Annotated in this window: 25 protein-coding genes; 8 read left to right on the top strand and 17 right to left on the bottom strand. The window is 72.0% G+C overall.

The annotated features are described in order from the left end of the window. Window positions 1-41 precede the first annotated feature (41 nt). The 4 genes from H1W00_RS05265 to H1W00_RS05250 all read right to left on the bottom strand — a co-directional run bounded on the left by H1W00_RS05265 (window position 42) and on the right by H1W00_RS05250 (window position 5307). Entirely contained in the window at window positions 42-2090 is a 2049-nt protein-coding gene (locus tag H1W00_RS05265) for an acyltransferase family protein (RefSeq protein WP_181754299.1), read from the bottom strand. A 4-nt stretch (window positions 2091-2094) separates the two neighbouring features. Beyond that, a complete protein-coding gene (locus tag H1W00_RS05260; protein WP_181754297.1) occupies window positions 2095-3417 on the bottom strand; it encodes a polysaccharide pyruvyl transferase family protein in 1323 nt (440 codons plus the stop codon). Between the two features lie 68 nt (window positions 3418-3485). After that, the gene (locus tag H1W00_RS05255) at window positions 3486-3746 is read right to left on the bottom strand and encodes a glutaredoxin family protein (RefSeq protein ID WP_181754295.1); all 261 of its coding nucleotides are present in this window, start codon (window positions 3744-3746) and stop codon (window positions 3486-3488) included. 10 nt (window positions 3747-3756) lie between these two features. Further along, window positions 3757-5307 (bottom strand): class I adenylate-forming enzyme family protein, encoded by a 1551-nt coding sequence (locus tag H1W00_RS05250; protein ID WP_181754293.1) that lies wholly within the window; start codon window positions 5305-5307, stop codon window positions 3757-3759. A 52-nt stretch (window positions 5308-5359) separates the two neighbouring features. Here H1W00_RS05250 and H1W00_RS05245 point away from each other — a divergent pair, with 52 nt between their 5' ends. Further along, the gene (locus tag H1W00_RS05245) at window positions 5360-6250 is read left to right on the top strand and encodes an HAD family hydrolase (RefSeq protein WP_181754292.1); all 891 of its coding nucleotides are present in this window, start codon (window positions 5360-5362) and stop codon (window positions 6248-6250) included. Here H1W00_RS05245 and H1W00_RS05240 read toward each other — a convergent pair. Beyond that, window positions 6247-6864, bottom strand: coding sequence for a TetR family transcriptional regulator (locus H1W00_RS05240; protein WP_181754290.1), 618 nt, complete (start codon window positions 6862-6864; stop codon window positions 6247-6249). The two genes, H1W00_RS05245 and H1W00_RS05240, sit on opposite strands and share 4 nt — an antisense overlap. An 81-nt stretch (window positions 6865-6945) precedes the next feature. Here H1W00_RS05240 and H1W00_RS05235 point away from each other — a divergent pair, with 81 nt between their 5' ends. Further along, window positions 6946-9264, top strand: coding sequence for an MMPL family transporter (locus H1W00_RS05235; RefSeq protein WP_181754288.1), 2319 nt, complete (start codon window positions 6946-6948; stop codon window positions 9262-9264). Between the two features lie 104 nt (window positions 9265-9368). Further along, window positions 9369-9743, top strand: a complete 375-nt coding sequence (locus H1W00_RS05230) for a hypothetical protein (RefSeq protein WP_181754286.1) — start codon at window positions 9369-9371, stop codon at window positions 9741-9743. Between the two features lie 98 nt (window positions 9744-9841). Here the strand turns inward: H1W00_RS05230 and H1W00_RS05225 are convergent, their stop codons facing one another. From H1W00_RS05225 to H1W00_RS05185, 9 genes are all read right to left on the bottom strand, one after another. Continuing rightward, window positions 9842-10414 (bottom strand): RNA polymerase sigma factor, encoded by a 573-nt coding sequence (locus H1W00_RS05225; RefSeq protein WP_181754284.1) that lies wholly within the window; start codon window positions 10412-10414, stop codon window positions 9842-9844. After that, window positions 10407-11111: a hypothetical protein gene (locus H1W00_RS05220; protein WP_181754282.1), complete on the bottom strand. Its 705-nt coding sequence runs from the start codon at window positions 11109-11111 to the stop codon at window positions 10407-10409. Before H1W00_RS05220 ends, H1W00_RS05225 begins: the two co-directional genes overlap by 8 nt. A gap of 20 nt (window positions 11112-11131) precedes the next feature. Further along, complete coding sequence (locus tag H1W00_RS05215) at window positions 11132-12445, bottom strand: lysophospholipid acyltransferase family protein (RefSeq protein WP_181754280.1); 1314 nt, start codon at window positions 12443-12445, stop codon at window positions 11132-11134. Then, window positions 12442-13416, bottom strand: coding sequence for an NAD-dependent epimerase/dehydratase family protein (locus H1W00_RS05210; protein WP_181754278.1), 975 nt, complete (start codon window positions 13414-13416; stop codon window positions 12442-12444). Before H1W00_RS05210 ends, H1W00_RS05215 begins: the two co-directional genes overlap by 4 nt. Before the next feature lie 3 nt (window positions 13417-13419). Next, a complete protein-coding gene (locus tag H1W00_RS05205) occupies window positions 13420-13521 on the bottom strand; it encodes a 30S ribosomal protein bS22 (protein ID WP_019143756.1) in 102 nt (33 codons plus the stop codon). A gap of 128 nt (window positions 13522-13649) precedes the next feature. Then, window positions 13650-13835, bottom strand: a complete 186-nt coding sequence (locus H1W00_RS05200; RefSeq protein ID WP_078699209.1) for a helix-turn-helix domain-containing protein — start codon at window positions 13833-13835, stop codon at window positions 13650-13652. 210 nt (window positions 13836-14045) lie between these two features. Next, the gene (locus H1W00_RS05195) at window positions 14046-15221 is read right to left on the bottom strand and encodes an acetoin utilization protein AcuC (protein ID WP_181754276.1); all 1176 of its coding nucleotides are present in this window, start codon (window positions 15219-15221) and stop codon (window positions 14046-14048) included. A 5-nt stretch (window positions 15222-15226) separates the two neighbouring features. Continuing rightward, complete coding sequence (proC, locus tag H1W00_RS05190) at window positions 15227-16009, bottom strand: pyrroline-5-carboxylate reductase (protein ID WP_181754274.1); 783 nt, start codon at window positions 16007-16009, stop codon at window positions 15227-15229. A 69-nt stretch (window positions 16010-16078) separates the two neighbouring features. After that, on the bottom strand, window positions 16079-16636 hold the full coding sequence (locus H1W00_RS05185) for an LOG family protein (RefSeq protein WP_181754272.1): 558 nt from the start codon (window positions 16634-16636) through the stop codon (window positions 16079-16081). 90 nt (window positions 16637-16726) lie between these two features. On the opposite strand from H1W00_RS05185, the gene H1W00_RS05180 reads away from it, so the two are divergent. Both H1W00_RS05180 and H1W00_RS05175 read left to right on the top strand, forming a co-directional pair. Beyond that, window positions 16727-17677, top strand: a complete 951-nt coding sequence (locus H1W00_RS05180) for a bile acid:sodium symporter family protein (protein WP_338072827.1) — start codon at window positions 16727-16729, stop codon at window positions 17675-17677. Then, window positions 17674-18021, top strand: coding sequence for a VOC family protein (locus tag H1W00_RS05175; RefSeq protein ID WP_181754270.1), 348 nt, complete (start codon window positions 17674-17676; stop codon window positions 18019-18021). The genes H1W00_RS05180 and H1W00_RS05175 overlap by 4 nt, the downstream gene beginning before the upstream one ends. A gap of 6 nt (window positions 18022-18027) precedes the next feature. Here the strand turns inward: H1W00_RS05175 and H1W00_RS05170 are convergent, their stop codons facing one another. From H1W00_RS05170 to H1W00_RS05160, 3 genes are read right to left on the bottom strand one after another with little or no spacing between them, the layout of a single operon-like run. Further along, on the bottom strand, window positions 18028-18822 hold the full coding sequence (locus H1W00_RS05170) for a sugar phosphate isomerase/epimerase family protein (protein ID WP_376785959.1): 795 nt from the start codon (window positions 18820-18822) through the stop codon (window positions 18028-18030). 25 nt (window positions 18823-18847) lie between these two features. Beyond that, window positions 18848-19759 carry a Ppx/GppA phosphatase family protein gene (locus tag H1W00_RS05165; RefSeq protein ID WP_181754268.1) on the bottom strand — a complete coding sequence of 304 codons (912 nt, stop codon included), beginning with the start codon at window positions 19757-19759 and terminating at the stop codon, window positions 18848-18850. 4 nt (window positions 19760-19763) lie between these two features. Next, window positions 19764-21749, bottom strand: coding sequence for an SGNH hydrolase domain-containing protein (locus H1W00_RS05160; RefSeq protein ID WP_181754266.1), 1986 nt, complete (start codon window positions 21747-21749; stop codon window positions 19764-19766). 49 nt (window positions 21750-21798) lie between these two features. Here H1W00_RS05160 and H1W00_RS05155 point away from each other — a divergent pair, with 49 nt between their 5' ends. Genes H1W00_RS05155 through radA form a run of 3 tightly spaced genes read left to right on the top strand, consistent with a single transcriptional unit; the run spans window position 21799 to window position 24608 of the window. Continuing rightward, window positions 21799-22539, top strand: a complete 741-nt coding sequence (locus H1W00_RS05155) for a DUF3109 family protein (RefSeq protein ID WP_181754264.1) — start codon at window positions 21799-21801, stop codon at window positions 22537-22539. A 42-nt stretch (window positions 22540-22581) separates the two neighbouring features. Beyond that, window positions 22582-23220: a VOC family protein gene (locus tag H1W00_RS05150; protein WP_181754261.1), complete on the top strand. Its 639-nt coding sequence runs from the start codon at window positions 22582-22584 to the stop codon at window positions 23218-23220. A 38-nt stretch (window positions 23221-23258) separates the two neighbouring features. Then, the gene (gene radA / locus H1W00_RS05145; protein WP_181754259.1) at window positions 23259-24608 is read left to right on the top strand and encodes a DNA repair protein RadA; all 1350 of its coding nucleotides are present in this window, start codon (window positions 23259-23261) and stop codon (window positions 24606-24608) included. The last annotated feature ends 21 nt before the right edge of the window (window positions 24609-24629 follow it).

The following is a 24629-nucleotide window of genomic DNA, read 5'->3' as shown; positions in this document are numbered from 1 at the left end:
GGGAACCCTTTCACAAAATCGGCGACGACGACGCGGCCCGTTCAGCGGTTACCGGTGGGGAGCCCGTCGACCGCCCCGGTGATGCGGTTCCACAGGAATGGGGCGAGCGTGCGGGTGAACGTCGCGGTGAAATGGTGACGGTCGCGATAGACGTTCACGCCGCCGATCATCGCGGGGCAGACGTCCTCGAGGCAGTAGAAGTCGGTCATGTCGATCCGGTGTACGCCGTCGGTCATCCGGGCCGCCTCGCCGAACGGGTCGCCGTACGGGAACGCGTCCTCACGCGGGACCGAGCACGTGGTCTCGTCCCACGAGTCGACGCGGTCCAGGCACTTCGCCGGCGGGGTGCCGTTGTCGGGGTTGTCGACGAGCGCGGCCACCGGGATGCCCAGCTTCGTCCCGCGGGTCCACGCCTCCGAGAGCGCCTTCGCCTGCTGCGTGCGCGAGCCCGCCAGGTTGCGCGAGTAGCCGGTGGTGACGATCAGGTCGATGTCGTCGCGGTTCTGCCCGAGCCACTCCTCGACGTTGCCGCGCCACGCGGGACACGTGTCGAGGACCTCGGGAACGGCGGTGCGGCCCGGCAGGTCGGTCGACCAGGCGCAGCCGCCCTTGAGGTGGGTGGTCAGCGAGAGCTCGCCGATCTCGGCCAGGCGCACGAAGGCGGGCAGCATGGCGCGCGCGTGGGAGTCGCCCAGGAGCACCACGTGGGGCCGGTCGCCGGAGCGCTCGCCGAACTCGCACGACTTGAGCTCGACCTGCTCGTTCTTGCCCCAGCACTCGCTGCGGCCGCCCCAGTCGCGACTGACGTCGGGCCCGGCGGGGACGCGCATCGTGGCGAGGTCGGGGTTCTCGCACTCCCCCGCCGGCGGCATCGAGCCGGCGCCGAAGCAGTCGGGCATGTCGGCGTTGACGCGCGCGGTCAGCTGCTCGGCACGCTCCTCCTGCGCGCGGCCGGCCTGCCAGCCGTACGCGGCGACCCCCACGACCACGGCCGCGGCGGTCAGCGAGCCGATCGCGGTGATGACGGGCCTGCGGATGCCGAAGCGCGTGCCGAAGCGGATCGGGTTCTCGACGAAGCGCATCGTGAGCCAGGCCAGGACGAACGTCGCGACGAGGATGCCCACGCGCGGCCACAGGCCCATCTCGCCGTCGAGGATCTCGGGCAGCAGGATGATCGGCGGCCAGTGCCACAGGTACATCGAGTACGAGAGGTCGCCCGTGGTCTGCACGGGCCGCCACGAGACCAGAGGCGCCGGCGAGAGGCGCCCCGCGGGGGTGCCGGCCGCGATCACGAGCAGGGTCGCCAGCACCGGCGCGATCGCGGCGGTGCCGGGGAACGGCGTGCTCTCGTCGTAGACGTAGGAGCACACGGCGATCACGCCGAAGCCGATCCACGAGGCGGCGATCGCGGTGCGGCGCGGCAGCCGGATCCGGTCGACGAGGGCCACCGCGAACACGGCGCCAGCGCCGAACTGCCAGGCCCGCGCCGGCGTCGCGAAGTAGGCCAGCTGCGGGTGCTGCGCGGTGAGCCACAGCGAGTAAAGGAAGCTCGCGAGCGTCACGACCGACAGCACGACCACGACGGCCCGCTTCCGGGACAGCCCGCCGAAGCGGCGCGCGAGCGCGAGGGCGCCGATGATCAGCAGCGGCCAGACGAGGTAGAACTGCTCCTCCACCGAGAGGGTCCAGTAGTGCTGGACGGCGGACGGGACACCGTCGGCGGCGAGGTAGTCGACCGAGTCGATCGCCAGGACCCAGTTCTCGACGTACAGGGTCGAGCCGACGATCTCGCGGAAGTTCTGCGTCCACTGGGCCGGCGGCAGCCACAGCAGCACGCCGATGGACGTCACGAACAGCACGAGGTACGCCGCCGGCAGCAGGCGCCGGGCGCGTCGGGCCCAGAACTGGGCGAGGTCGACGCGGTCCTGGCGCTCGACCTCGCGCATCAGGTGGCTCGTGATGAGGAAGCCGGAGATGACGAAGAAGACGTCGACGCCGATGTAGCCGCCGCTCAGGCGGCCGGGCCACAGGTGGAAGCCGACGACCGCCAGGACGGCGACGGCCCGCAGGGCCTGGATCTCGGGACGCATCAATTCAGCGGCTGCGGCGGAACAGGCCGCGGCGCTCGTTCCCCGACTCGAGCTCGGCCACCCGAGCCTCGAGCTTCTTCGCCCGAGCCTCCGCCTGGGCGATGCCCTGGTGCGCCGAGCGCGCCGCGTTCCAGACGCGCAGGTCCATCAGCTCGGGCTCGGTGGAGCGGGGGCGGACGACGAGACCCGGCCGCACGTCGACCTGCGCCACGGCGCGGTCGAACGGCGCCTCACCGGCCGGGAGGTCCAGCGAGTGGCGCAGGCCGTGCTTCTCCAGGAAGCCGGCGAAGCGGGCCAGGCGCTCGGGGTGGCCCTGCACGAGTCGGGTGTAGTCCGACCGCTCGAACAGACGCTCGGGAGTGTCCTCGCGACGGTGCTCGGTGACCTGCGTGTGCGGGATCTCGAAGTACTCGCACAGCTCGCGGGTGCGGCTGTCGTGGACGATGACGTGCGCCGGCGTGCCCGACAGGAGCGAGGCGATGTTGCCGTGGATGCGGTGGCCCACCGTGAACTCACGGTCGGCCATCGACTGGATCCACGTGGGGGCGTGGCAATGGAAGACCGCCTTGTTCTCCAGGAACGCGTGGTGGCGGATGGAGCCGGGGTAACCCGGGGACGTCGACTTCACCGTGGGACCGCCGAGCATCGCGTCGAGGTCGTTGACCTGCTGCGCGACGTACTCGGTGCGGGGGTGGCGGTCGAAGACGTCCTCGACCCAGCCCTTGGGGATTCGCACGTGCGGCGTGAGGTTGAGGCTCACCTTGGTGTGCTCGTCGAACGCCGGCGCGGTGTCGCGGATCCGCAGGTCGGCCCCGCGCAGGAACATCGAGGGGCAGCCGATGACGTCGACCTCGGAGAAGCCGAGGTCGGACAGGTAGGCGGCGGTGCGCTCGCCGCGCACGCCGATCGACGGGCCCCGCGACAGGACCGCGCGCATGAAGCGCTGGGCGGCGGCGTCGACCTCGTCGGAGCGCTCCGGCGTCCCGTCGAGCTGGAACTGCCCGCCGACGCCGAGGATCGTGACCGGGACGGTAAGCCCCTCGATCGCCGACGTGAGGGCGGTGAGCTGCGGGAGGTAGCCGCGGCGGAACGCGTTCGCCAGCGGGATCACGACGTGCCGCTCCTCCTCGTTGAGGCGGTCGACGCTGCGCATGAGGGTGTTCAGGTTGTTCGCCTCGACGTCGACACCGTCGACCATCACCGAGCGCTGCGCGGACGCGGCGAAGATGAGGTTGCCGGAGTTCTTGCCGCAGCCGACACGGAAGACCTTCATCGACGGAGGGTTCATCGGGTCGACGTAACGGCGGACGTAGATGCGATCTGACACGCCTTGAAGTTTCCCTGACTGCGGCAAGGAACGCTAATGCGCCCCGCGGCGACGGCCGTCGCGGCGGCTCAGCCGCGGGCGAGCGCCGCGCGCAGACGCGCCGGATCGACGCGCCAGAAGTCGTGCTGGCGCCCGTCGACGAACGTCACCGGCACCTGGTCGGTGAACCGCTGCCGCAGGTCGGGGTCGGCGTCGATGTCCACGCGCGTCCAGGTGTCGCCGGTCTCGGCCACGAGCTGGGCCACGACCTGCTCGGCGGCCTCGCACAGGTGGCACCCCTCGCGGGAGTACACCACGACGCGGGCGTCCTCGGCGTGCGCAATGCTCATGCTCGCTCGCTCATGCCGATTCCGAGCGGGCGAGGGCGCGCAGGCGTCCCTTCGCGACCTTGCCCGTGGGCGAGTGCGGCAGGGCGGCCACCACGATGACGCGCGACGGCACCTTGAAGCGCGCCAGCCGCTCGGCCGCGATGGTGCGGACCGCATCCTCGACCGGTGCCGAGTCGCCCTCGGGGTCGTCGGGGACGACGAAGGCCACCACGGCCTCGCCGGTGCGCTCGTCGGGGACGCCGATCACGGCGACCGCCTCGACACCCGGGGTGTCGACGATCGCCTCCTCGATCTCCGAGGGGTAGACGTTGAAGCCCGAGACGTTGATGGTCTCCTTCAGCCGGTCGACCAGGACGAGGTTGCCCGCGTCGTCGAGCAGACCGATGTCGCCCGTGGCCCACCAGCCCTCCGCGTCGGGGCCGTCCGAGCCGTCGGGCCAGTAGCCGGAGAAGAGGTTGGCACCCCGGGCGTAGATCTGGGCCGGGTCGCCGGGTGCGGCCGGCTGGCCCAGGAAGTCGCGCAGCGCGATCTCGACACCCGGGAGCGGGCGCCCGACCGAGCCACCGGGCGGCAGCTGGCCCGGCTCACGGCCGTCGCCGATGGTCATGGTGAGCACGGGCGAGGTCTCGGTGAGGCCGTAGCCCTGCTCGACCGGCTGGCCGGCGAGGGCGTGGAACGCCTCGGCCAGCTCGGGGTCGAGCGCCGAGGCACCGGAGACGACCAGCCGGACCCCGGCGAACGCCTCGGTCAAGCCCTCCAGCCCGACGAGGGCCTGGATCACCTGCGGCGCGACGGGCAGGTTGGTGACGCCGTGGTCGACGATGTCGCCCAGCAGCGCGCCGGGGTGGAACTCCTCGACGAGCACAGCGGTGGCGCCGACCCGGACCGAGAGCGACAGCACGCAGTTCAGGCCGTAGATGTGGAACATCGGCAGCAGGCCGAGCACGACGTCGTCGGGCGTGATGACGGGCGGCGAGTCGACCCGGAGCAGCTGGTCGAGGTCGGCCGCGAGCGCGCGGTGCGTGAGCATGACGCCGCGCGGCAGGCCCGTGGCACCGGAGGTGAACAGGACGACCGCGAGCGACTCGGGGTCGCGCGGGGCGATCGGCTCCAGCTCGACCGCCTGCTCGAGCAGCGCCCCGAAGCGCAGCTCCCCCGCCTCGGGGGCGGCGCGGTGGACGACGATGAGCGAGTCGCCCGTCTCGGCCTGGCGCACCTGGGTGATCGACTGGGCGTCGCCGACGACGATCTTCGGCGAGCAGGCCTCGACCATCCGCGAGATCTCGCGCGGGGTGGCGCGCGGGTTGATCGGCACGGCCACGAGGCCGCCGCGGAGCACGCCGTAGTAGGCCACGGCGAGGTCGATGCCGTTGGACATGACGAGGGCGACCCGCTGTCCGGCGAGGACATTGCGTCCGAGGAGGGTCTGGGCGACACGATCGGCCCATTCGTCGAACTCGGCCCACGTCACGCGACGGTCGCTCCGGGGCTCGATCAGGGCGATGCCCTCAGGGTCACGACGCGCGGTCTCGCGCAGATCGTCACTCACGTTGACGGTCATGGCGTCGAGTCAACCACACCTCGCCGTCCGGCAACGCCGTTACAGTGACGCCATGTCCCCGCGACGACCGCACGACGCCCCGCGCAATCTGCAGTCGCGCTCGATCCTGGCCGGCCAGGCGGCGGCCGCCGCCGCCGAGGTGGAGCAGGCTCTCGCCCAGCCCGCCGACCCCACCGCCGCCGCATTCTTCGACGTGGACAACACGATCATGCAGGGGGCGTCGATCTTCCTGCTCGCCCGCGGCCTGCACCGCCGCGAGTTCTTCACCACGCGCGACATCGCCCGCGCGGCCTGGCAGCAGGCCTACTTCAAGTACGTCGGCGTCGAGGACCCCGAGCACATCGAGCAGGCCCGCAACGCCGCGCTCCAGTTCATCGCCGGCCACGAGGTCAGCGAGCTGGAGGAGATCGGCGAGGAGGTCTTCGACGAGTACATGGCCGCCAAGATCTGGCCCGGCACCAGAGCGATGGCCCAGTGGCACCTCGACCGCGGGCAGCGGGTCTGGCTGATGACGGCGGCGCCGGTGGAGATCGCGCAGGTCATCGCCCGCCGGCTGGGCCTGACCGGCGGCCTGGGCACCGTGGCCGAGCACGTCGACGGCGTCTACACCGGACGGCTCGTCGGCGACATGCTGCACGGAGAGGGCAAGGCGATCGCGGTGCGCGCCCTGGCGGAGTCCGAGGGCCTCGACCTCGAGCGCTGCTACGCCTACTCCGACTCCTCGAACGACATCCCGATGCTGTCCCTCGTCGGGCATCCGTGCGCGGTGAACCCTGATGGCGCCCTGCTCTCGCACGCCAAGGCCAACGGGTGGCTCGTGCGCGACTACCGCACCGGCCGCAAGGTGGTCGCCGCCGGCGCGAAGGCCGGCGCCGCGGCGGCCCTGGCCACCACCGCCTGGCTGCTCACCCGGTTGGCCGTCCGGCGCCTGCGCCGCTCCTAGTCGGCGTCGAGCGGCGGCTGGCGTCGCTCGGGCGGGGCGCCGAGGCGGTCGTAGTCCTCGTCGGAGAGCGGCGGCAGCTCACCCTCGGCCTCGGGCGACAGCGCGGGCAGCAGCATCGCGAGGTAGCGGCGGCGGACCGTCTCCGTGGCGACCGGCGAGTTGAGGCCCAGCACGATCATCCGCAACAGCCAGTAGAGGTCGACCGGCTCGAGGTCGCGGCGCAGGACTCCCCGCAGCTGGCCGCGCCGCAGCAGGTCGACGAACGGCTCCGCGAGCACCTCGAGCGCCTCGTCGGTGACCTGGCTCGCGCCCACCTCGCTCAGCACGGGTGCGTAGCGGCCGATCACCTCGACGAAGTGCGCGGCCACGTCGAGCAGGTCGGCATCCTCCTCCTCGGCGCCGTCGACGAGCGGCAGCAGCTCCTCGGCGAAGATCCGCGCGAACACGGCGCTCTCCAGGGCGGCGCGGTTCGGGAAGTGGCGGTAGACCGTGGCGACGCCGACACCCGCCTCGGTCGCGATCTGCTCCATCGAGGGCGCGGCGTCCTCGACCCAGAGGCGCTGGACCGCGACGACGATGCGCTCGGCGTTGGCCCGCGAGTCACGTCGTGACACAGGTCTCCTCCCCTCCCCTCGCTTCGTTCCACTCCCCATCCTACGATGTGAGAGACATCTATCACTTCGTGAGGAACGCCTGTGTCGACTCTCCTGTACCGGTGGGGCAAGTCCGCCTTCGCCCACCCGTTCCGCTTCCTCGGCGCCTGGCTCGTCCTGCTCGTCGTCATCGTCGGGTCGATCGCGGTCAACGCGCCGAAGCTCAGCAGCGAGGTGACGATCAACGGCGTCCCCGCCCAGGAGGTGCTCGAGCAGCTCGAGCGCGAGATGCCGGCCGCCGCGGGCGGCGCGGGCCAGATCGTCTACCGCGCCCCGGAGCGCACCACCTTCTTCGACGAGGCGTCCGCCGCTCCCCTGGCCCAGTCGATGCAGGGGATCTACGAGGACGACAACGTCGTGAATCCGCTCGACCTCGCCGGCTCCGAGCAGGCGCAGGCCGCGGCTCAGGAGCAGATGGCCGCCCAGGTCCAGGCCGCCGAGCAGGCCGTCGCGGCCGCGCAGGCCGGCCAGGAGCTCGACCAGCCCGTGCCGCTCGTGGTCGGAGGCGAGCTCGTTCCCGGCGTGACCATCTCGCCGGACGGCACCGTCGCCATGGCGCAGTTCCAGTTCACGAAGCAGACGATCGACCTCCCCACCGGAGCCATCGAGGAGGTGCTCGACCACGCCGAGGCGCCCCTGGAGGGCACCGACGTGGAGGTCCTGCCCGGAGCCTCGCTGCAGGAGCTGCCCGAGGTGGCCGGCGCGGGCGAGGCCGTCGGCATCGTCGTCGCCGCGGTCGTGCTCTTCCTGGTCCTGGGCTCCGTCGTGGCCGCCGGACTGCCGCTCGCGACCGCGCTGCTCGGCGTCGGCGTGGGCGTCGGCGGCGCCTACGCGCTGGGCCACTTCTACGACCTCGGCTCGATGAGCGTCGTGCTGGGCCTCATGCTCGGCCTGGCCGTGGGCATCGACTACGCCCTCTTCATCGTCAACCGCCAGCGCCGGCTCATCATGCGTGAGCGGCTGTCCGCCCACGAGGCCACCGGCCGTGCCGTCGGCACCGCCGGCAGTGCGGTGTTCTTCGCCGGCACGACCGTCGTGATCGCCCTCGCGGCGCTCACGGTCATCGGCATCAGCCTCCTGACGACGATGGCGATCATCGCCGCCGCCACCGTGGCCGTGGCCGTCCTCGTGGCGCTCACCGCCCTGCCCGCCCTGCTGGGGCTGGTGAACGAGCGGATCGTGTCGAACAAGGCCCGCGAGAAGTTCCAGGAGCGCGAGGCCGCCGGCGTCGACCACGCCACCGCACGCCGCTGGGCGACCTTCCTGTCCAAGCACCGCTTCCTCGCCTCGGGCGCCGTCATTCTGACGACCCTCGTCATCGCGATCCCGGCGCTCGACATGCGCCTGGGCCTGCCGTCGAGTGAGAACTACAACTCCGGCACCGACCAGCGCGAGAGCTACGAGACGGTCAGTGAGGCGTTCGGCGAGGGCCTCAACGGCCCCCTGCTCGTGGTCCTGTCGTCGCGCGACGACCAGCCCGTCGACCAGCAGGCCGCGGGCGCCGTCCTGGCCGAGCTCGGCCAGCTCGACGACGTCGCCTCGGCGACCGCCGCCGGCATGAGCGAGGACGGCCGCACCGTGCTCGTCTCGCTGATTCCCCGCGAGGGCCCGACCGATCCGTCCACCGAGGACCTCGTGCACTCGCTGCGCGACGCGTCGACCGATGTCGAGGCGACGTACGACATCGACCTCGGCGTCACCGGCCAGACCGCCATGGGCATCGACATCGCCGAGAAGATGGGCGAGGTCATGCCGATCTACCTCGGCATCGTCGTCCTGCTCTCGCTCATCGTCCTGACGATCGTGTTCCGCTCGATCATCGTGCCGCTCAAGGCCACGGCGGGCTTCCTGCTGACGATCCTGGCCACCCTCGGCGCCACCACCGCCGTGTTCCAGTGGGGCTGGCTCAACGGCCTCTTCGGTCTCGACTCGACCGGTCCGGTGATGGCGATGCTGCCGATCCTGGTGACGGGCATCGCCTACGGCCTGGCGATGGACTACCAGGTGTTCCTGGTGTCGTCGATGCGCGAGTCGTGGGTCCACGGCCACAGCGGCCGCGAGTCGGTGATCGACGGGTTCAGCCACTCCAGCCGCGTCGTCGTGGCCGCGGCGGTGATCATGACGGCCGTGTTCGCCGGCTTCATCTTCAACGGCGACCCGATGATCAAGCAGATCGGCTTCGCCCTGGCCGTCGCGATCGCGATCGACGCGTTCCTCGTGCGCATGACGCTCGTGCCCGCGCTGATGGCGATGTTCGGCGACCGCGCCTGGCGCCTGCCGGCCTGGCTCGACCGGCTGCTCCCCGACCTGGACATCGAGGGCGACCAGCTGCTCAAGCGCCTCGGCGCGAAGGAGTCCTGACCAGCGCGCGAAAAAAACTCCGGGGGCGTGTAACGCCGGTGCGCTCCCGTGACATGTGAGAGGTGTCAGCAGTCTCCGGACTGCCCATCACCTGAGGAGATCACATGAAGAACAGCGCACGCATCGGCGCGCTCGCCGCCGGCCTCGCCCTCTCGCTTGGCCCTCTGACGGCTCCCGCGCAGGCCGACGCTCCGACCAAGGAGCCCTGCGCGACCCAGACCACCCAGGTCGCCCGCGCCGAGGCGCAGCTGGCGAAGGTGAACGCCGTGTTCGCCAAGAAGCAGGCGAAGGTCAAGAAGGCCAAGAAGGCCGTCGTCCAGGCCGACACCCGCGCCGAGAAGCGTCAGGCCGTGAAGAAGCTCAAGGTGGCCAAGGCGAGTCGCACCAAGGTCGTCAAGATCAAGAAGGCCCAGGTGCAGCGCGTCGCCCACGCCAAGGCGCGCCTCGCCAAGTGCCTGGCGAGCCAGCCCACCACCTGATCGTCCCCCCGGACTCGCCCACGGATCTGCTGCGTGGGCGCGGGAGGCCGGTCCGTCCCAATCCCCCGGGGCGGGCCGGTTTTTCCGTCGGTGCGGGTTCAGACCCCGGGCGCCGCGTCCGGGATCGACTCGAGGGAGGCCCGCACCGACGGTCGCCGCTCCAGCCGGCGTAGGCCGCGGTGCCGTGCCACGCGCAGCGCGACCGCACTGATGCCCAGCACCTCGGCGGCCGTGTGCGGATCCATGCCGAGCCCGTCGATGAGGCCCACGGCCGCGCGCTCGCGGGGCGGCAGGCCGGCCAGGACGGCACGGAGCCACTGCTGGTGGGCGACGTCGGGACCGTGGTCGGGCACCGGCTCGAGCGCCAGCTCCTCCCCCTCGCTCGGACGGGTGTTGCGACGCTGCCACGTGCGACGCGAGGTGGCGCTGATCCGGCGCGCGATGCCGAAGATCCAGCCGCCGAAGTCGGACGACGTCCCCTCGAACTCCGCGATCTTGCTCGCCGCGACGAACCACGCCTCGGCCGCCACGTCTTCCGGTGCGGCCGCGGAGTCGCCGGTGGGCCGGATGCGCAGCCAGGCGACCAGCCGGCCGGCGTGCTCGACGTAGAGGGCGCGCCACGCCTCCTGCTCGCCGCGCTTGGCCGCCGAGACGAGGGCGTCGTCAGTCATCGCCGGCCCCCGGCTCCTTGTCCTGCGGGTCCGCGGGCGCCGGCTTCCTCCCGGTGCGCTCGCCCGCCTGGCCGCCGTCCTGCTCCTGCGCCGAGCCGCCGTCGCCGCGGTCCTTCTTCTCCTTCTCCTGCCCGAGGTGCTGGCCGTTCTCGCCCTTGTCCTCGCTGCGGGTCTCGCCCTGACCCTTTTCCTTCTCGCGGCCCGGAGCCGGGTTCTCGCCCTGGTCCTTGCCCTGCTCCTTGCCCTGCTCCTTGCCCTTCACCGGCGCGTCGGCCGCCGGGGAGTCGGCCCCGCGTCCGGCCTCGTCGTCGCGCGCGGGTGAGCCCGTCTCGCGACCGGAGGGCGCTCCGGGATCGACAGCGCTGCCGCCGGACCCCTCGCCTCGGTCGGCGTCACCGCCGGTCGGAGCACCACCCTGCTCGCCCTGCGGCGCCGGCGGGTCGGGCGTCACGACGGCCTCGCGCAGCGGCGACGGCGGCAGCCCGGGGACCTCGATCGCACCGACGGCCCAGGCTCCACCCACGGAGACGGCACTGATGCCGAGGAACGCCGCGACCGCGACGGCGACGCGGTGCCGTCGGCGCGGAGCCGCGACCGTGACGCCGCTCGTGCGGGCCGCGGCGGCCAGACGCCGGACGAGGTCGTCCGACGGCTCGAGGGTCGGGGTGTCGAGCAGCAGGTCCGGGCGTCGCGACATGGGCGTGCTCCTGGGGCGGATCAGACGAAGGGATTGCCGCGCTCGACCAGCAGCGTGTACAGCGTCTGCTGGATCGTCTCGCGGACCTGGTCGGTGACGTTGAACAGGAGCATCGGGTCGTCGGCCGACTCCGGCGGGTAGGCGTCGGTGCGGACCGGCTCGCCGAACTCGATGATCCACTTGCTGGGCAGCGGAATCAGGCCGAGCGGACCGAACAGCGGGAAGAACGGCGTGATGGGGATGTACGGCAGACCCAGCAGCCGGGCGAGCGACGGGATGTTGCCGATCAGCGGGTAGATCTCCTCGGCACCGACGATCGACACGGGGATGATCGGCACCTGCGCGCGCATCGCGGACGAGACGAACCCGCCGCGACCGAAGCGCTGCAGCTTGTAGCGCTCACTGAAGGGCTTGCCGACGCCCTTGAAGCCCTCGGGCCACACCGCGGCGAGCTCCCCGGAGGTCAGCAGACGCTCGGCGTCCTCGGCGCACGCGAGGGTGGCGCCCATCTTGCGCGCGATCTGGCCCACGTAGGGCAGCCGGAACACGAGGTCGGCGCCGAGCGGGCGGATCGGCCGGCCGGTGTGCTTGCGCACGGCGTAGCCGGTGATCAGGCCGTCGACGGGCACGGTGCCGGAGTGGTTCGCCACCAGCAGGGCGCCACCGTCGGTGGGGATGTTCTCGACACCGCGCACCTCGAGGCGGAACCAGCTCTCGGCCAGCGGCTCGACGAGGTTCGAGAGCAGGTCGAGCACTTCGGGGTCGAGGCCGAACTCGTCCACCTCGTAGCCGCCCGACAGGCGCCGACGCAGGTTGCCGACGATGTCGACCACCTTCACCTGCCAGTCGGTGCCCATGAGCCGGCGGGCGCCCTCGGCGAAGGCCGCCGCCACGTCCTCGGGATCGATGTCGGCCGTGGCCTCGCGGGGCGGCTCCTGGCGGGGCGGCTCGTCCTCGGGCACGGCGTGCAGGTGGCGCTCACGCTGGGGACCGGGCGCGGTCTCCTCGGGCTCCACCGTGGGCTGCTGCGGCGCCTCGGCCGGCTTCTTCGCCGCGGGCGCCTTCCTGGTGGTCTTCTTCGTCGCCTTCTTCGCCGGAGCGGTGGCGGCGGCCTCCTTGGCAGCGGCGGAGGTGGCCGCCTCGGACTGCGCGGCCGAGGTGGGCTTCGTGCCCGAGCCGGTCTTCTTCGCCGCGGCCTTCTTGGCGGGGGCCTTGGCAGTCGCCTTCTTGGCGGCGGGTCCGGCGAGCGTGCGCGCCGCTCGCGAGGGCGACGTCGAGCCGTTGCCGCGACCCGCACGCCCCGACGTCCCGATGCCCTTGAGGTCGTCCTTCATCCCGTGATCCCCCATGAGTGCAGCAGACCGGGACGCGCCGTCTCGGCGTACCACTCGAAGGTCTCCCGCGTCGTGTGCCGGGGACTGTAGCCGAAGATCTCGCGCAGGGCGGTGGTGTCCAGCACCCGGCCGTACGTCAGCAGGCGGTGGACGCCCGGCGACACGTCCGAGCCCATGTAGTGCACCATCCGGCGCAGCACCGAGCCGAAGCCCAGCGGCGGCAGCGGGATCGTGGGCTTGCCCATGATCCGGGCGGCCTGGGTGAGCATGAGGATGCCGTCGCCCGCGACGTTGAAGGTGCCGGGCCGGTCGGACAGCGCGGCCATCGAGATGACCTCGAGCGCGTCCTGGGGGTGCAGCAGCTGCAACCGGGCGTCGAAGCCCATGGGGACCGGGAGCACGGGATTGGCGAAGTACGACCCCAGCACGGTCGGGAAGTGCGGCGACAGCCACTGCGCCATGCGCAGCGTGGTGACGGTGACGTCGGGACGACGGCGCGCGAAACCGCGCGTGTAGCCCTCGACCTCGACGATGTCCTTGGCGAAACCGGACTTCGTGCCGCCGCGTGCCGTGGCGGACTCGGTGAACACCGCGGGATCACGCGGCGACGCGCCGTACACGGCAGCACTGCTGGCGAGTACGACGCGCTGGACGGTGTCGGAACGCTGGCAGGCGGCGAGCACCTGCATCGTGCCGATGACGTTGATCTCCTTGGTGGCACTGCCGCCCCCGCGCGATCGCATCGGCGCCAGGTCCATGTGGACCACGGTGTCGACGTCCTCGACGGCAAGAACCTTGGAGATGACCGGCGTGCGGATGTCCGCACGCACGAATTTGACTGACCCGAGATCGTCGGTGGGCAGGGTCGTGTCGACTGCGACGACCCTGGCATCACCAGCTTCAGCGATGCGCCTCGCAGCGAGTGCCACGCCCGGCGTGGCCGCGCCCGTGACGAGGACGACCCCGGCCATCGGTCACTTGCCCAGACGGCGGCGCTGCACGCGTGTGCGCTTCAGCATCTTGCGGTGCTTCTTCTTCGACATCCGCTTGCGGCGCTTCTTGATGACAGAACCCACGACTCACCTCGATCTGATCTTTCACACAGGACAGACCAACCCTAGGCGATCGCACCCCGCCTGCACACAGCGGTGGGCAGGGGAACGTCAGCGACCGTCGGTCCGCCCCCCGCGGACCTCGGGCCGGATCAGCCGGCTTGGTAGAACGACTTCTGCAGCAGCTCCTCGACCGCGTGCTCAGGCACACGGAAGGAACGGCCGACACGCACGGCTTCGAGCTCGCCGGAATGCACGAGCCGGTACACCGTCATCTTCGAGACACGGATCTGGTCCGCGACCTCGGCAACGGTCATGAAGCGGGTTCCCTCAGACATCTCACACCATCCTCCCAGGGGCACGCGCGCTCTCCGGCTTCCCCACCGGAGAGTGAGCGCGCGTGCTTGGTGTGAAGACTAGTGGCAGAAGGGTCACCTGGGAACGAAAAATTTGAAACTCATGGCCTCTTGGCGTACCGTCCGCGCTCGACCCGCTCCTTGTGTACCGCGACCGTACCCCCAAACCCGCAGCTGCGCCGGGGATTTCGGTCAGTACGAGGGATCGAGGCCGATCAGGGGAAAAGTCTCTGTCCGGGTGGCCTGGATCGATCGGTCGAGCCACGAGGCCGGGTCGTACCCGTCCTCCCAGCGCCGGTAGAGCGCTCGCCGGCCGTCGGTCATCCGGGTGGGCGCGGGCTGGCCGCGCAGCTCCTCCACGGCCCGCCGCCACGCCTCGGGCGTCTCGGTCTCGGGCGGGAGCGGATGACCGCTGACGATCGACAGCAGGTGGCCCCACGCGCGCGGCACGACGTCGACGACGGCGTAGCCGCCCCCGCCGGTGGCGAGCCACTTGCCCGCGGTGACCTCCTCGGCCAGGTCGCGCACCGCCAGGTAGGACGCACGTTGCCCGTCGACGCTCAGCATGAGGTTGGTCAGCGGGTCGTCCATGTGCGAGTCGCAGCCGTGCTGGCTGACGATCACTTCGGGCGCGAACTCGCGGACGATCGGCGGCACCACCGCGTGGAACGCGCGGAGCCAGCCGGCGTCGGAGGTTCCGGGCGGCAGCGGGACGTTGACCGCCGAGCCCTCGGCTCCCTCGGCGCCGACCTCCGTGGAGTAGCCGGTGCCCGGGAACAGGGTCTGCGGCGACTCGTGCAACGAGATCGTCAGCACCCGGGGGTCGTGGTAGAAGATCGCCTGCACGCCGTCGCCGTGGTGGGCGTCGACGTCGATGTAGACGATCTTCTGGGCCCCGTGGTCGAGCATCCACTGGATGCCCATCGCCACATCGTTGTAGACGCAGAACCCGCTCGCGCGGCCGGGCATCGCGTGGTGCAGGCCGCCGCTGACGTTGATCGCGCGCTTGCGCTCGCCGGTCCAGACCAGGCGCGCGGCCTCCAGGCTCGCTCCGGCGATCAGGGCGCTGGCGTCGTGCATCCCGCGGAAGACCGGGTTGTCCTCGGTGCCCAGGCCGTGGGCGGCGTCGGTGTGTGTCGGGTGCTTGCTCAGGTTGATCACGCGCTCGACGTAGTCGGGCGTGTGGACGCTGAGCAGCTCGCGCTCGGTGGCGGGCCGAGCGCCCACGACGTCGAGGTCCTGCAGCACCCCCAGCTCCTCGGCGAGTGCCATGGTCAGCTTGACCCGGATCGGCGCCATCGGGTGCGAAGGCCCGAAGTCGTAGTCGGTGAGGTGCTCGTCGAACACCACCGCGGCGCGATCGTCCATGCCCGTCACCCTAGTTCCGCGGACCGGGCGATCGCGGCGAGAACGCCGGCTCGGATCCCCTCGCCCACCCCGTGCTGGTCGAACGTGGTGATCGCGGCGTGCGTGGTGCCGTTCGGCGAGGTCACCCGACGGCGCAGCTCCTCGGGCGACTCGTCCGAGCCGGCCAGCAGCTCGGCCGCGCCGGCGAGGGTCTGCACCGTGAGGGTGCGCGCGTCCTCGGGGGCGAGTCCGCCCTCGATGCCGGCGGCGATCATGTGCTCGGCGAGGTGGAACAGGTAGGCCGGTCCCGATCCGGAGACCGCGGTGACCGCGTCCTGGTGGGACTCGTCGACCACGACGACCTCACCGCCGGCGCCGAGCAGTTCGACCACGGCCTCGAGCCGGTCGGCGGGCACCCGGCTGCCGGGCGAGACGCCGAACATCCCGCGCCCGATGACGGCCGGCGTGTTCGGCATCGCGCGGACGACGGCGGCGGTGTCAGGCAGGGCGGCCTCGATCGTGGCGGTGCGCACCCCGGCGGCGAGCGAGACCACGGTGGCCCCGGCATCGACCGAGGCGGCGATCCCCGGGAGCACCGTGGCGACGTCCTGGGGCTTCACGACGAGCAGGATCACGTCGGCCCCGGCGACCGCGGCGACGTCCTCGGCGGTGGCGTGCCCGAGGGCCTCGAGCTCGGCCCGGCGCTCGGCGCTGCGCTCGATCACGACGATGTCGTCGTGCCCGGCACGCGCCATCGCCTCGGCCAGCGTGCCACCCATGACCCCGCCACCGACGACCGCGATCCTCATGGGTCCGAGGGTAGTTCCCTGCGGGCCCGTCCCGGCTCCGGCCCTGCCCTCAGGCGTGACCGGCGTCTCTCATGCGTCGATCCCCAAGACGGCGAGCGCCTCCTCGACGGACGCGACGATCGTGAACAGCTCCTCGTCGCGCGGACCGATGAAGCCCTCGGACGCCCCGTGCGAGACGATCTCGCGCAGTGGCCCGTAGTAGCCGGCGGTGTCGACCACGACGATCGGCTTGTCGTGGAAGCCCAGCTGGCGCCACGTGAGGATCTCGAAGAACTCCTCGTACGTGCCGAGGCCGCCGGGCAGGACGACGAACGCGTCCGACAGCTGGTGCATCAGCGCCTTGCGCTCGTGCATCGTCTCCACGACGTGCATGTCGGGATCGCCGCGGTGCCCGCCCTCACGCTCGAGCAGCGACTGGGGGATGACGCCGACGACGCGGCCGCCGCCCTCACGGGCCGCGCGGGAGGCGGCTCCCATGATGCCGATCCCGCCGCCGCCGAACACCAGGTCGACTCCGGCGCGGGCCAGCGCGGCACCGAGCTGCTCGGCGACGGCGAGGTACTCGGGGCGGGCTCCGTCGCGCGCTCCGCAGAACACGCAGACGGCGCCGATGGTGGTCTCACTCATGGAAGTCACGGTGCCAGTGTGGGACGAACCGACGGCGACCGGACGGCGACCCCCGGGCGACGGCGTGCCGAAGCGGCCTATCGTGGCCCGGTGCGCATCGACCCGTTCGTGCTGATGATCCTGGGCCTGGCCGGCCTCGGCATCGTTCTTCCCGCGCAGGGTGTCGTGCTCGACGTGGTGTCCGTGCTGGTCCAGGTGGGCATCGTCGCGCTGTTCTTCCTCTACGGTGCGCGGCTGTCGACCGCCGAGGTGGTGCACGGCCTGACCGCGTGGCGCGTGCACGCCGTGATCGTGGCCGTCACGTTCGTGGTCTTCCCGCTCATGGGCCTGGCCCTGTCCCCGCTGGCGCCCGCCGTGATCTCGCAGCAGCTGCTCGCCGCGCTCGTTTTCGTGTGCCTCGTCCCCTCCACGGTGCAGTCGTCCGTGGCCTTCACGTCGATCGCCGGCGGCGACCGGGCGATCGCCGTGGTCGCGGCCTCGACGTCGAGCCTGCTCGGGGTCTTCCTCACGCCGCTGCTGGTGGCGCTGGTCCTCGGGGGCGACGTCACGGTGGACGCCGAGGCGGTCCTGCGGATCGTCGGCCTGCTGCTCGTGCCGTTCCTCGCCGGGCAGATCGCACGTCGGTGGCTGCGGCCGTGGCTCGTGCACCACGAGACGGGACTGCGACGCTTCGACCGGTCGACCGTGCTGCTCGTGGTCTACGCCGGATTCAGCCGGGGCACGAACGCCGACGTGTGGAGCGTGCTCGACTGGGGCGACGGCGCCGTGGTGGGCGCCGTGTGCGTCGGGCTGCTGGCCGTCTCGTCGGTGCTCTGCTGGCTGGCCGGCCGCCGGTTCGGCCGTGGCGCCGGGATCGCGATCTACTTCTGCGGGACCAACAAGTCCCTCGCGGCGGGCCTGCCGATGGCCAGCGTGCTGTTCTCCGCGACCACGTTCCCGCTGATGATCCTGCCGCTCATGGTCTACCACCAGCTCCAACTGGTCGTCGGCTCGCTCATCGCGACCAGACTGTCGGGGCACGGCCCTAGCGTGGGCCCATGACTGTCACTCCAGCGATGATCACGTGCGACACGACCGACGCCACGGCGTTGGCCACCTGGTGGGCCGAGCAGACCGGCGGCACCATCACCGAGGAGAACGACGGCTGGTACGTCATCGTCTCCGTGCCCGACAGCCCCACGCTGGCCTTCCAGAAGGTGGAGGACCCCACGCCGGGCAAGAACCGCCTGCACCTCGACGTGCTCACCGACGACCTCGACACCGAGGTCGCCCGGCTGCGCGAGGCCGGTGCCGGCCTGGTCGCCGAGCGCGGCGACGAGAACTTCCGGTGGGTCACGCTCACCGACCCGGCCGGCAACGAGTTCTGCGTCGCCCAGCGGTCCTGACCCGGCTCAGACGGGCGTGGGCGCCAGGTGCAGCCGCGCGTAGGCCAAGGCCTCCAGCAGGTCCGCGTCGCGGTCGGCCGCCTTGCGGGTGTTGACCTCCACCACGACATGGCCGGTGAAGCCGCGGTCGGCGAGGTGGCCCAGCAGCTTGTCGCACCCCTGCGTGCCGCGGCCGGGGATGAGGTGCTCGTCCTTCATCGACCCGGATCCGTCGGCGAGGTGGATGTGCGCCAGTCGGTCGCCCAGGTCGTCGATGAGCTGCATGGAGTCGATCCGCGAGGTGGCGCTGTGCGAGAAGTCCACCGTGACGTTCTCGTACTCGAAGGGCACCGGGTCCCACCCGGGCGCGTAGGCCTGGAACTCGCGCTTGCCCGAGCGCCACGGGTACATGTTCTCCACCGCGAACGCCACGTCGTACTCGTCCTCGAGCCGGGTGATGCCCTCGACGAAGCCGCGGGCGTACTCGCGCTGCCAGCGGAAGGGCGGGTGCACCACCACGGTGTCGGCGCCGACGTCGAGCGCCATCTCGGCGCTGCGGTGCAGCTTGCCCCACGGGTCGGTGCCCCACACGCGCTGCGTCACCAGCAGGCAGGGCGCGTGGATCGAGACCACGGGGATGTCGTGCGACGACGCCAGGGCCTTGATCGCGGTGGTGTCGGCGCTGACCTCGTCGAGGCCCACCATCACCTCGACCCCGTCGTAGCCCAGCCGCGCCGCGGTCGCGAAGCCGGCTGCCGTGCCCTCGGGATAGACCGACGACGTGGACAGCGAGACCATCGGGTCGCTCGAGCGCGTGCTCACGACTCCCAGCCTAGAGCGGTGCTGGTCACATGTGGTCCAGGTACTCGATCAGCACACCCTCGCGCAGGGCCCACGGACAGATGAGCAGCTCCTCCAGTCCGAAGAGCTCCATCGTCGCCTCGGCCACCACGGCGCCCGCTCGCATCTGGTGCGCGCGCAGGGCGGACACGCCGGGCATCGCGGCGATCTGCTCGTCGGACGCGACCCGCAGCTCCTGGCCCAGCTCGACGAGGTCGCGGTGCTTCAGGGTGCGACGCACGTAGGGGCCGTCGCCCGACGGGGCAGCACCGCACATCCGCGCCAGCGAGCGGAAGGTCTTGCTCGTCGCGACCGCCTGGTCGAAGGGCCCGCCCCGCAGCAGCGGGCCGGCGACGGCACCGATCTCGCGTCGCACCTCACGGCGCAGGTCGTCGTGGTCGAGACCCCGGTCGAGCCACTCGCGGGTGAGTCGGCCGGCTCCGAGGGGCAGCGACGTCGCGGTGTCGGGCGTCTCGTCCGACCCGACCGCGAGCTCGAGCGAGCCCCCGCCGATGTCGAACACTCCCAGACGGCCCGAAGACCAGCCGAACCAGCGGCGCACCGCGAGGAACGTCAGTCGCGCCTCGTCGTCGCCGGGGAGGATCTGCAGCTGGATGCCGCTGGCCTCGGCGACGCGGGCGATGACCTCGTCGGCGTTGCCCGCCTCGCGCACCGCCGAGGTGGCGAAGGCCAGCACGCGCTCGGCGCCCTTGTCCTCGGCCTGCGAGCCCGCCTCGACCACGTACTTGGCGAGCCGGTCGATGCCCTCGCGGGTGAGGTGACCGTCGGTGTCGAGGTTCTCCGCGAGCCGCAGTGGCTCGCTGAAGGAGTGGGCCGGCACCGGCGGTCCGCCCCGGAAGGCGTCGACGATGAGCAGGTGCCCGGTGTTGGAACCGATGTCGAGGACGCCGATGCGCATGGGCTCAGTCTGACATCGAGGCGACCGCCTGCGCAGCGGTCCACCGCGGCTCGAACACCCCGGTGCGGGCGATCTCGCGGTAGAGGACCGGCGCCAGCGTGGCCGAATAGGTCGCCGAGACGTGGTTGTAGTCGCGGTAGACGTTGACCCCGCCGATCACGGCCGGGCACCGGCCGTCGACACAGAACAGGGGCCTGGTGTCGACGAAGTGGGCGCCCTCGAGCTGCTCCGCCGCCGGCTCGAAGGGATCGAACTCCGGGACGAGGTCCTCGACCGGGACGTCGCACCTCGACCACTCGCGCGAGTCGAGCTCGGTCAGGCAGTCCAGGGTGTCCTCCTCGAGCCGCGGGTTGTCGCGCAGCGCCACGACCGGCACGCCCGCCTCGACCACCGGCTTCCAGGCCTCCACGTGGCTGGCCACCTGGCGGGCGTCCGGGCCCTTCATCCGGCCGTTGTACGCGGTGGTGACGACGACGTCGTAGTCCTGGACGTGGTCGACCAGCCAGTCCGCCAGCCGCCCGCGCCACACGTCGCACCGCGGGCCACGCTCGGTGTCCTTGCGGTCCAGGACCGGAAGGGTGCTCCACCCGCAGCTGGCCTTCGTCGCGGCGTCGACCTCGATCACGCCGCGCTCATCGAGGCGGCGGAAGGCGCCCAGCAGCACGCGGGCGTGGGAGTCGCCCAGCACGAGCACGCGGGGCACGTCGGGGTCCGGACTCGCGTCCTCCCCCAGCTGGCAGACGTCGAGATCGGCGTCGCTCGGGTCCGACCAGCAGTCGAGGTAGGACTCGAAGTCCCACCGGGCCCGGTTCAGGGGCGGACGGATGACGCCGTCGAGCTCGGGGTTGGCGCAGTCACGACCGTCGCTCACGGCGGCCATCGTCATCGCACCGAGACAGTCGGGCAGGTCGGCCGTCATCACGGCCTCGACCCGGGCGACGTCGCTCTCGATCGCCTCGACCCGGCCCAGGCCCGGCACGGTGACCAGGAAGGCGGCCAGGACCGAGGCGGCCGCGACGCCGACCCAGACCCCGCCGCGATCGACGAGCGCGCGCACGGCGGCGATCAGGCCCACCGTGGCGACGGCGACGGCACCCACCATCAGGAGCAGCAAGGCACGGTCGCGCAGGCCGAGCTCGCGTCCGATCACCTCGGGCGCGAGCCGCAGCGCGGGGCCCGCCCAGCACAGACCGGCCCAGGCGACGGCGCCGAACCAGGCGGCCAGCCGCGGGCCGAGCAGGACCGCGGGCGAGCCCGGGGCGGGCCCGCTCAGCACCAGGATGAGGCCGACCACGGCGCCCGTGACGGTGTCCAGCACCCCGCCCGTTCCGAGAACGGCGACGCCCGCCACGGCCAGCGTCGTGAGCCAGGCGATGACCGCGAGCTCCCGCCGCCCGGCCGCCTCGGGCCGCCGGGCCATCGCCAGGGACACCAGGACGCCGAGTCCGACCGGCCAGAACCTCGCCCCGAGATGCCCCGCCGGGTCGAACGCCCACCAGGCGAACGAAGCGACCGACAGCGCGAGCACGATGAGGCCGAGTCCGCTCGCGAGCCGGCCAGCGACCCAGCGCAGCACCAGGACGAGCGCGGCCGACTGCACCAGCAGCGCGACGATCCAGAAGAGGGAGACGGGCGACTCGGCGGCGACTCCGCGGATGTTGGTGGCCGCGACGGCTGCGTCGCGGACCTCGTCCAGCACGGGGTCCCACGCACGGACGTCGACCCAGCGCTGCACCGCGAGCCCGGTGGCGACAAGGACGAGCAGGGGCGGCACGAGGAGCCGCAGTCCGGCTCCCAGGGCGGGCCCGAGCGGGCGGCCACGCTCCACCAGCAGCGTGTGCCCCAGCAGCGCGCCGGCGGCGACCAGCAGGATCTCGGTGGCCGCACCCGCGCCGGGCAGGCGGCCGGGCCAGTACAGGCCGAGCACGACGAGCGCCGACGCGGCGCCCGCGATCGTGCACCACGCCGTGGTGGGTCGTCCCCCGGTCATCACGTTCGTCAACCCTACGTGGCGCCGCCACGTGACCTACTGTGTGACCGTGCCCGAGGTCGACCTGGGATTTCCCCGCTCCTTCGTGGAGTTCGCGAACCCCGACGACGCCACCGAGGTCTTCCGCTGCGACCTCACGTGGCTCACGTCGCGGTGGACCTGCATCTTCGGCGCCGGCTGCCCTGGCATCTACGCGGACGCCCCCGACTCGGGCTGCTGCACCCTCGGGGCCCACTTCAGCGACGAGGACGACCACGCCCGGGTGGCCGGCTTCGTGGAGCGGCTGGACCCCACCGAGTGGGAGCTGCACGACCTGGGGCACCGCGACGGGTGGACCGAGCGCGACCAGGACGGCGAGCTGAAGACGCGCGTCGCGGACGGCGCCTGCATCTTCCACAACTCCCGCGACTTCCCCGGCGGCTACGGCTGCGCGCTGCACGCCCACGCCCTGGCCACCGGCCTCGAGCCCCACACGACGAAGCCCGACGTGTGCTGGCAGCTGCCCCTGCGACGTCAGTTCCGCGAGGTCGACCCGGGCGACGGCTCGTCCTACACCGAGGTCAGCATCGGCGAGTACACCCGCGCCGGGTGGGGCCCGGGCGGCGCCGACCTCGACTGGTACTGCTCGTCGAACACCGAGGCCCACGTGGCTGCCGACCCGGTCTACGTCGGCAATCGCGCCGAGCTGACGGCGCTGATGGGCGAGGCCGGCTACGCCGAGCTCGTCGTCCACTGCGAGCGCTTCGTCGCGGCGGGACGGCCGGTGCCGCACCCCGCCGACCCAAGGTGACCCTGACTGCGACCGCGATCACATGACGGGCAACAATGCCGTATGCACCTCGATCATCTGTCGTTCGCAGTCGGTCCGGCCGGTCTCATCGAGACCACGACCGAGCTGAGTGAGAAGTTCGGCGCCGTGTTCCAGGCCGGCGGCGTCCATCCCCGCTTCGGCACCAACAACATGATCCTGCCGCTGAGGAACCGTCAGTACCTCGAGGTCGTCGAGGCGCTCGAGCACCCCGCCTCCGACAAGGCACCCTTCGGCCAGGCCGTCAAGGCACGCTCCGAGCTCGGCGGCGGCTGGATGGGCTGGTGCGTCTCGGTCGACGACATCACGTCCGTGGAGCACCGCATCGGCCGTCACGCCGTGCCGGGCAACCGCCACCGTCCCGACGGCTACAACCTCACGTGGCAGCAGATCGGCGTCCACGGCATGCGCGCGGATCCGCAGCTGCCGTTCGTCATGAGCTGGGGCGTGCCGCCCGAGGAGCACCCCTCGCAGATGGCCGAGACCGAGATCGCGCTCGTCGGCCTGGAGATCGCCGGAAGCCCCGAGCGCCTGGCCGACTGGCTGGGCGAGCCGGCCGTCGGCGCCCTCGAGCAGATCGAGGTCCGGTGGGTCGCCCCGAACGGCGCGCCGGGCATCCTCGCGGCCGAGTTCGAGACGCCCGACGGGACCGTCCGCATCTGATCCCGAGGTCTGTCGGACCTCGCGTCTAGGCTCCTTCCATGCCACCGAAGACCGCCTCCGCGTTCGCCTGCTCCGAGTGCGGCTGGACCACCGCCAAGTGGGTCGGCCGCTGCGGCGAGTGCCAGGCGTGGGGCACCGTCGACGTCGTCGGCGGCAGCTCGCGCAACGGCCGCACGACGGCCGGCCCGGTCTCCAGCCCCGCCGTCCCGATCGCCCAGGTCACCGCCACGGAGGCGGCCTCCGTGGGCTCGGGCATCCCCGAGCTCGACCGCGTCCTCGGCGGTGGCGTCGTCTCCGGTGCCGTGATGCTGATGGCGGGCGAGCCGGGCGTGGGCAAGTCCACGCTGCTGCTCGAGGTGGCCGCACGCTGGGCCCGCGCCGGCCGCCGCACGCTGTACGTCTCGGGCGAGGAGTCCGCCGCCCAGGTCCGGCTGCGTGCCGAGCGCACCGGCGCCCTGGCCGACGAGCTCTTCCTCGCCGCCGAGACCGACCTCGGCGGCCTGCTCACCCACATCGACGCGGTCAAGCCCAGCCTGCTGATCGTCGACTCGGTCCAGACCATCGGGTCGGCCTCGATCGAGGGCGTCCCCGGCGGTGTCACCCAGGTGCGTGAGGTCGCTGCCACGGTGATCGGGCGCGCCAAGGCCGAGGGCATCGCCACCCTCCTGGTCGGCCACGTCACCAAGGACGGGTCGGTCGCCGGCCCCCGCGTCCTCGAGCACCTCGTCGACGTCGTCCTGCAGTTCGAGGGCGACCGCACCAGCCGGCTGCGGCTGCTGCGCGCCACCAAGAACCGGTTCGGCCCGGTCGACGAGATCGGGTGCTTCGACCTCGTCGACGCCGGGATCGTCGAGGTGCCCGATCCGACGGGGCTGTTCGTCTCGCGTCACGAGTCCCCGGTCCCGGGCACGTGCGTCACGGTCACGATGGAGGGGCGCCGGCCGCTGCTGGCCGAGGTCCAGGCCCTCACCGTCGCCGCCACCACGCCGTCGCCCCGGCGCTCCTCCAGCGGCCTGGACTCCTCCCGCGTCGCGATGCTGCTGGCGGTGCTGAGCAAGACCGGTGTCTCGCTGGGCAACCAGGACGTCTACACCGCCTCGGTCGGCGGTGCCCGCCTGCACGAGCCGTCGGTCGACCTGGCCGTTGCGCTGGCCGTCATCTCGGCCGCGGGTGGCTCGCCGCTGCCCGGCGGGCTCGTCGCCATCGGCGAGGTCGGACTTGCCGGCGAGGTCCGTCCCGTGCGCGGGCTGGAGGCCCGGCTGCGCGAGGCCGCGCGGATCGGCTTCACCCACGCGATCGTCCCCATGGGCAGCGAGAACCTCGACCGCGTAGGCCTCAAGGTGCTGCGAACCGGAGATCTGGCCGCCGCGCTCCGGGCGCTGCCCTAGGATGAGGCGACCACGTCCATG

The organism is Aeromicrobium phoceense, from assembly GCF_013868155.1.
GTDB lineage: Bacteria > Actinomycetota > Actinomycetes > Propionibacteriales > Nocardioidaceae > Aeromicrobium > Aeromicrobium phoceense.
This window is presented reverse-complemented; position numbering and strand designations above follow the sequence as displayed.

Coding starts and splice junctions, on each gene's coding strand:
- H1W00_RS05255 (WP_181754295.1), bottom strand. CDS start 3,746: ATGAGCATTGCGCACGCCGAGGACGCCCGCGTCGTGGTGTACTCCCGC.
- H1W00_RS05185 (WP_181754272.1), bottom strand. CDS start 16,636: ATGAGTGAGACCACCATCGGCGCCGTCTGCGTGTTCTGCGGAGCGCGC.
- H1W00_RS05150 (WP_181754261.1), top strand. CDS start 22,582: ATGCACCTCGATCATCTGTCGTTCGCAGTCGGTCCGGCCGGTCTCATC.
- proC (WP_181754274.1), bottom strand. CDS start 16,009: ATGAGGATCGCGGTCGTCGGTGGCGGGGTCATGGGTGGCACGCTGGCC.
- H1W00_RS05195 (WP_181754276.1), bottom strand. CDS start 15,221: ATGGACGATCGCGCCGCGGTGGTGTTCGACGAGCACCTCACCGACTAC.
- H1W00_RS05215 (WP_181754280.1), bottom strand. CDS start 12,445: ATGAAGGACGACCTCAAGGGCATCGGGACGTCGGGGCGTGCGGGTCGC.
- H1W00_RS05220 (WP_181754282.1), bottom strand. CDS start 11,111: ATGTCGCGACGCCCGGACCTGCTGCTCGACACCCCGACCCTCGAGCCG.
- H1W00_RS05160 (WP_181754266.1), bottom strand. CDS start 21,749: ATGACCGGGGGACGACCCACCACGGCGTGGTGCACGATCGCGGGCGCC.
- H1W00_RS05225 (WP_181754284.1), bottom strand. CDS start 10,414: ATGACTGACGACGCCCTCGTCTCGGCGGCCAAGCGCGGCGAGCAGGAG.
- H1W00_RS05265 (WP_181754299.1), bottom strand. CDS start 2,090: ATGCGTCCCGAGATCCAGGCCCTGCGGGCCGTCGCCGTCCTGGCGGTC.
- H1W00_RS05200 (WP_078699209.1), bottom strand. CDS start 13,835: ATGTCTGAGGGAACCCGCTTCATGACCGTTGCCGAGGTCGCGGACCAG.
- radA (WP_181754259.1), top strand. CDS start 23,259: ATGCCACCGAAGACCGCCTCCGCGTTCGCCTGCTCCGAGTGCGGCTGG.
- H1W00_RS05175 (WP_181754270.1), top strand. CDS start 17,674: ATGACTGTCACTCCAGCGATGATCACGTGCGACACGACCGACGCCACG.
- H1W00_RS05165 (WP_181754268.1), bottom strand. CDS start 19,759: ATGCGCATCGGCGTCCTCGACATCGGTTCCAACACCGGGCACCTGCTC.
- H1W00_RS05210 (WP_181754278.1), bottom strand. CDS start 13,416: ATGGCCGGGGTCGTCCTCGTCACGGGCGCGGCCACGCCGGGCGTGGCA.
- H1W00_RS05245 (WP_181754292.1), top strand. CDS start 5,360: ATGTCCCCGCGACGACCGCACGACGCCCCGCGCAATCTGCAGTCGCGC.
- H1W00_RS05250 (WP_181754293.1), bottom strand. CDS start 5,307: ATGACCGTCAACGTGAGTGACGATCTGCGCGAGACCGCGCGTCGTGAC.
- H1W00_RS05230 (WP_181754286.1), top strand. CDS start 9,369: ATGAAGAACAGCGCACGCATCGGCGCGCTCGCCGCCGGCCTCGCCCTC.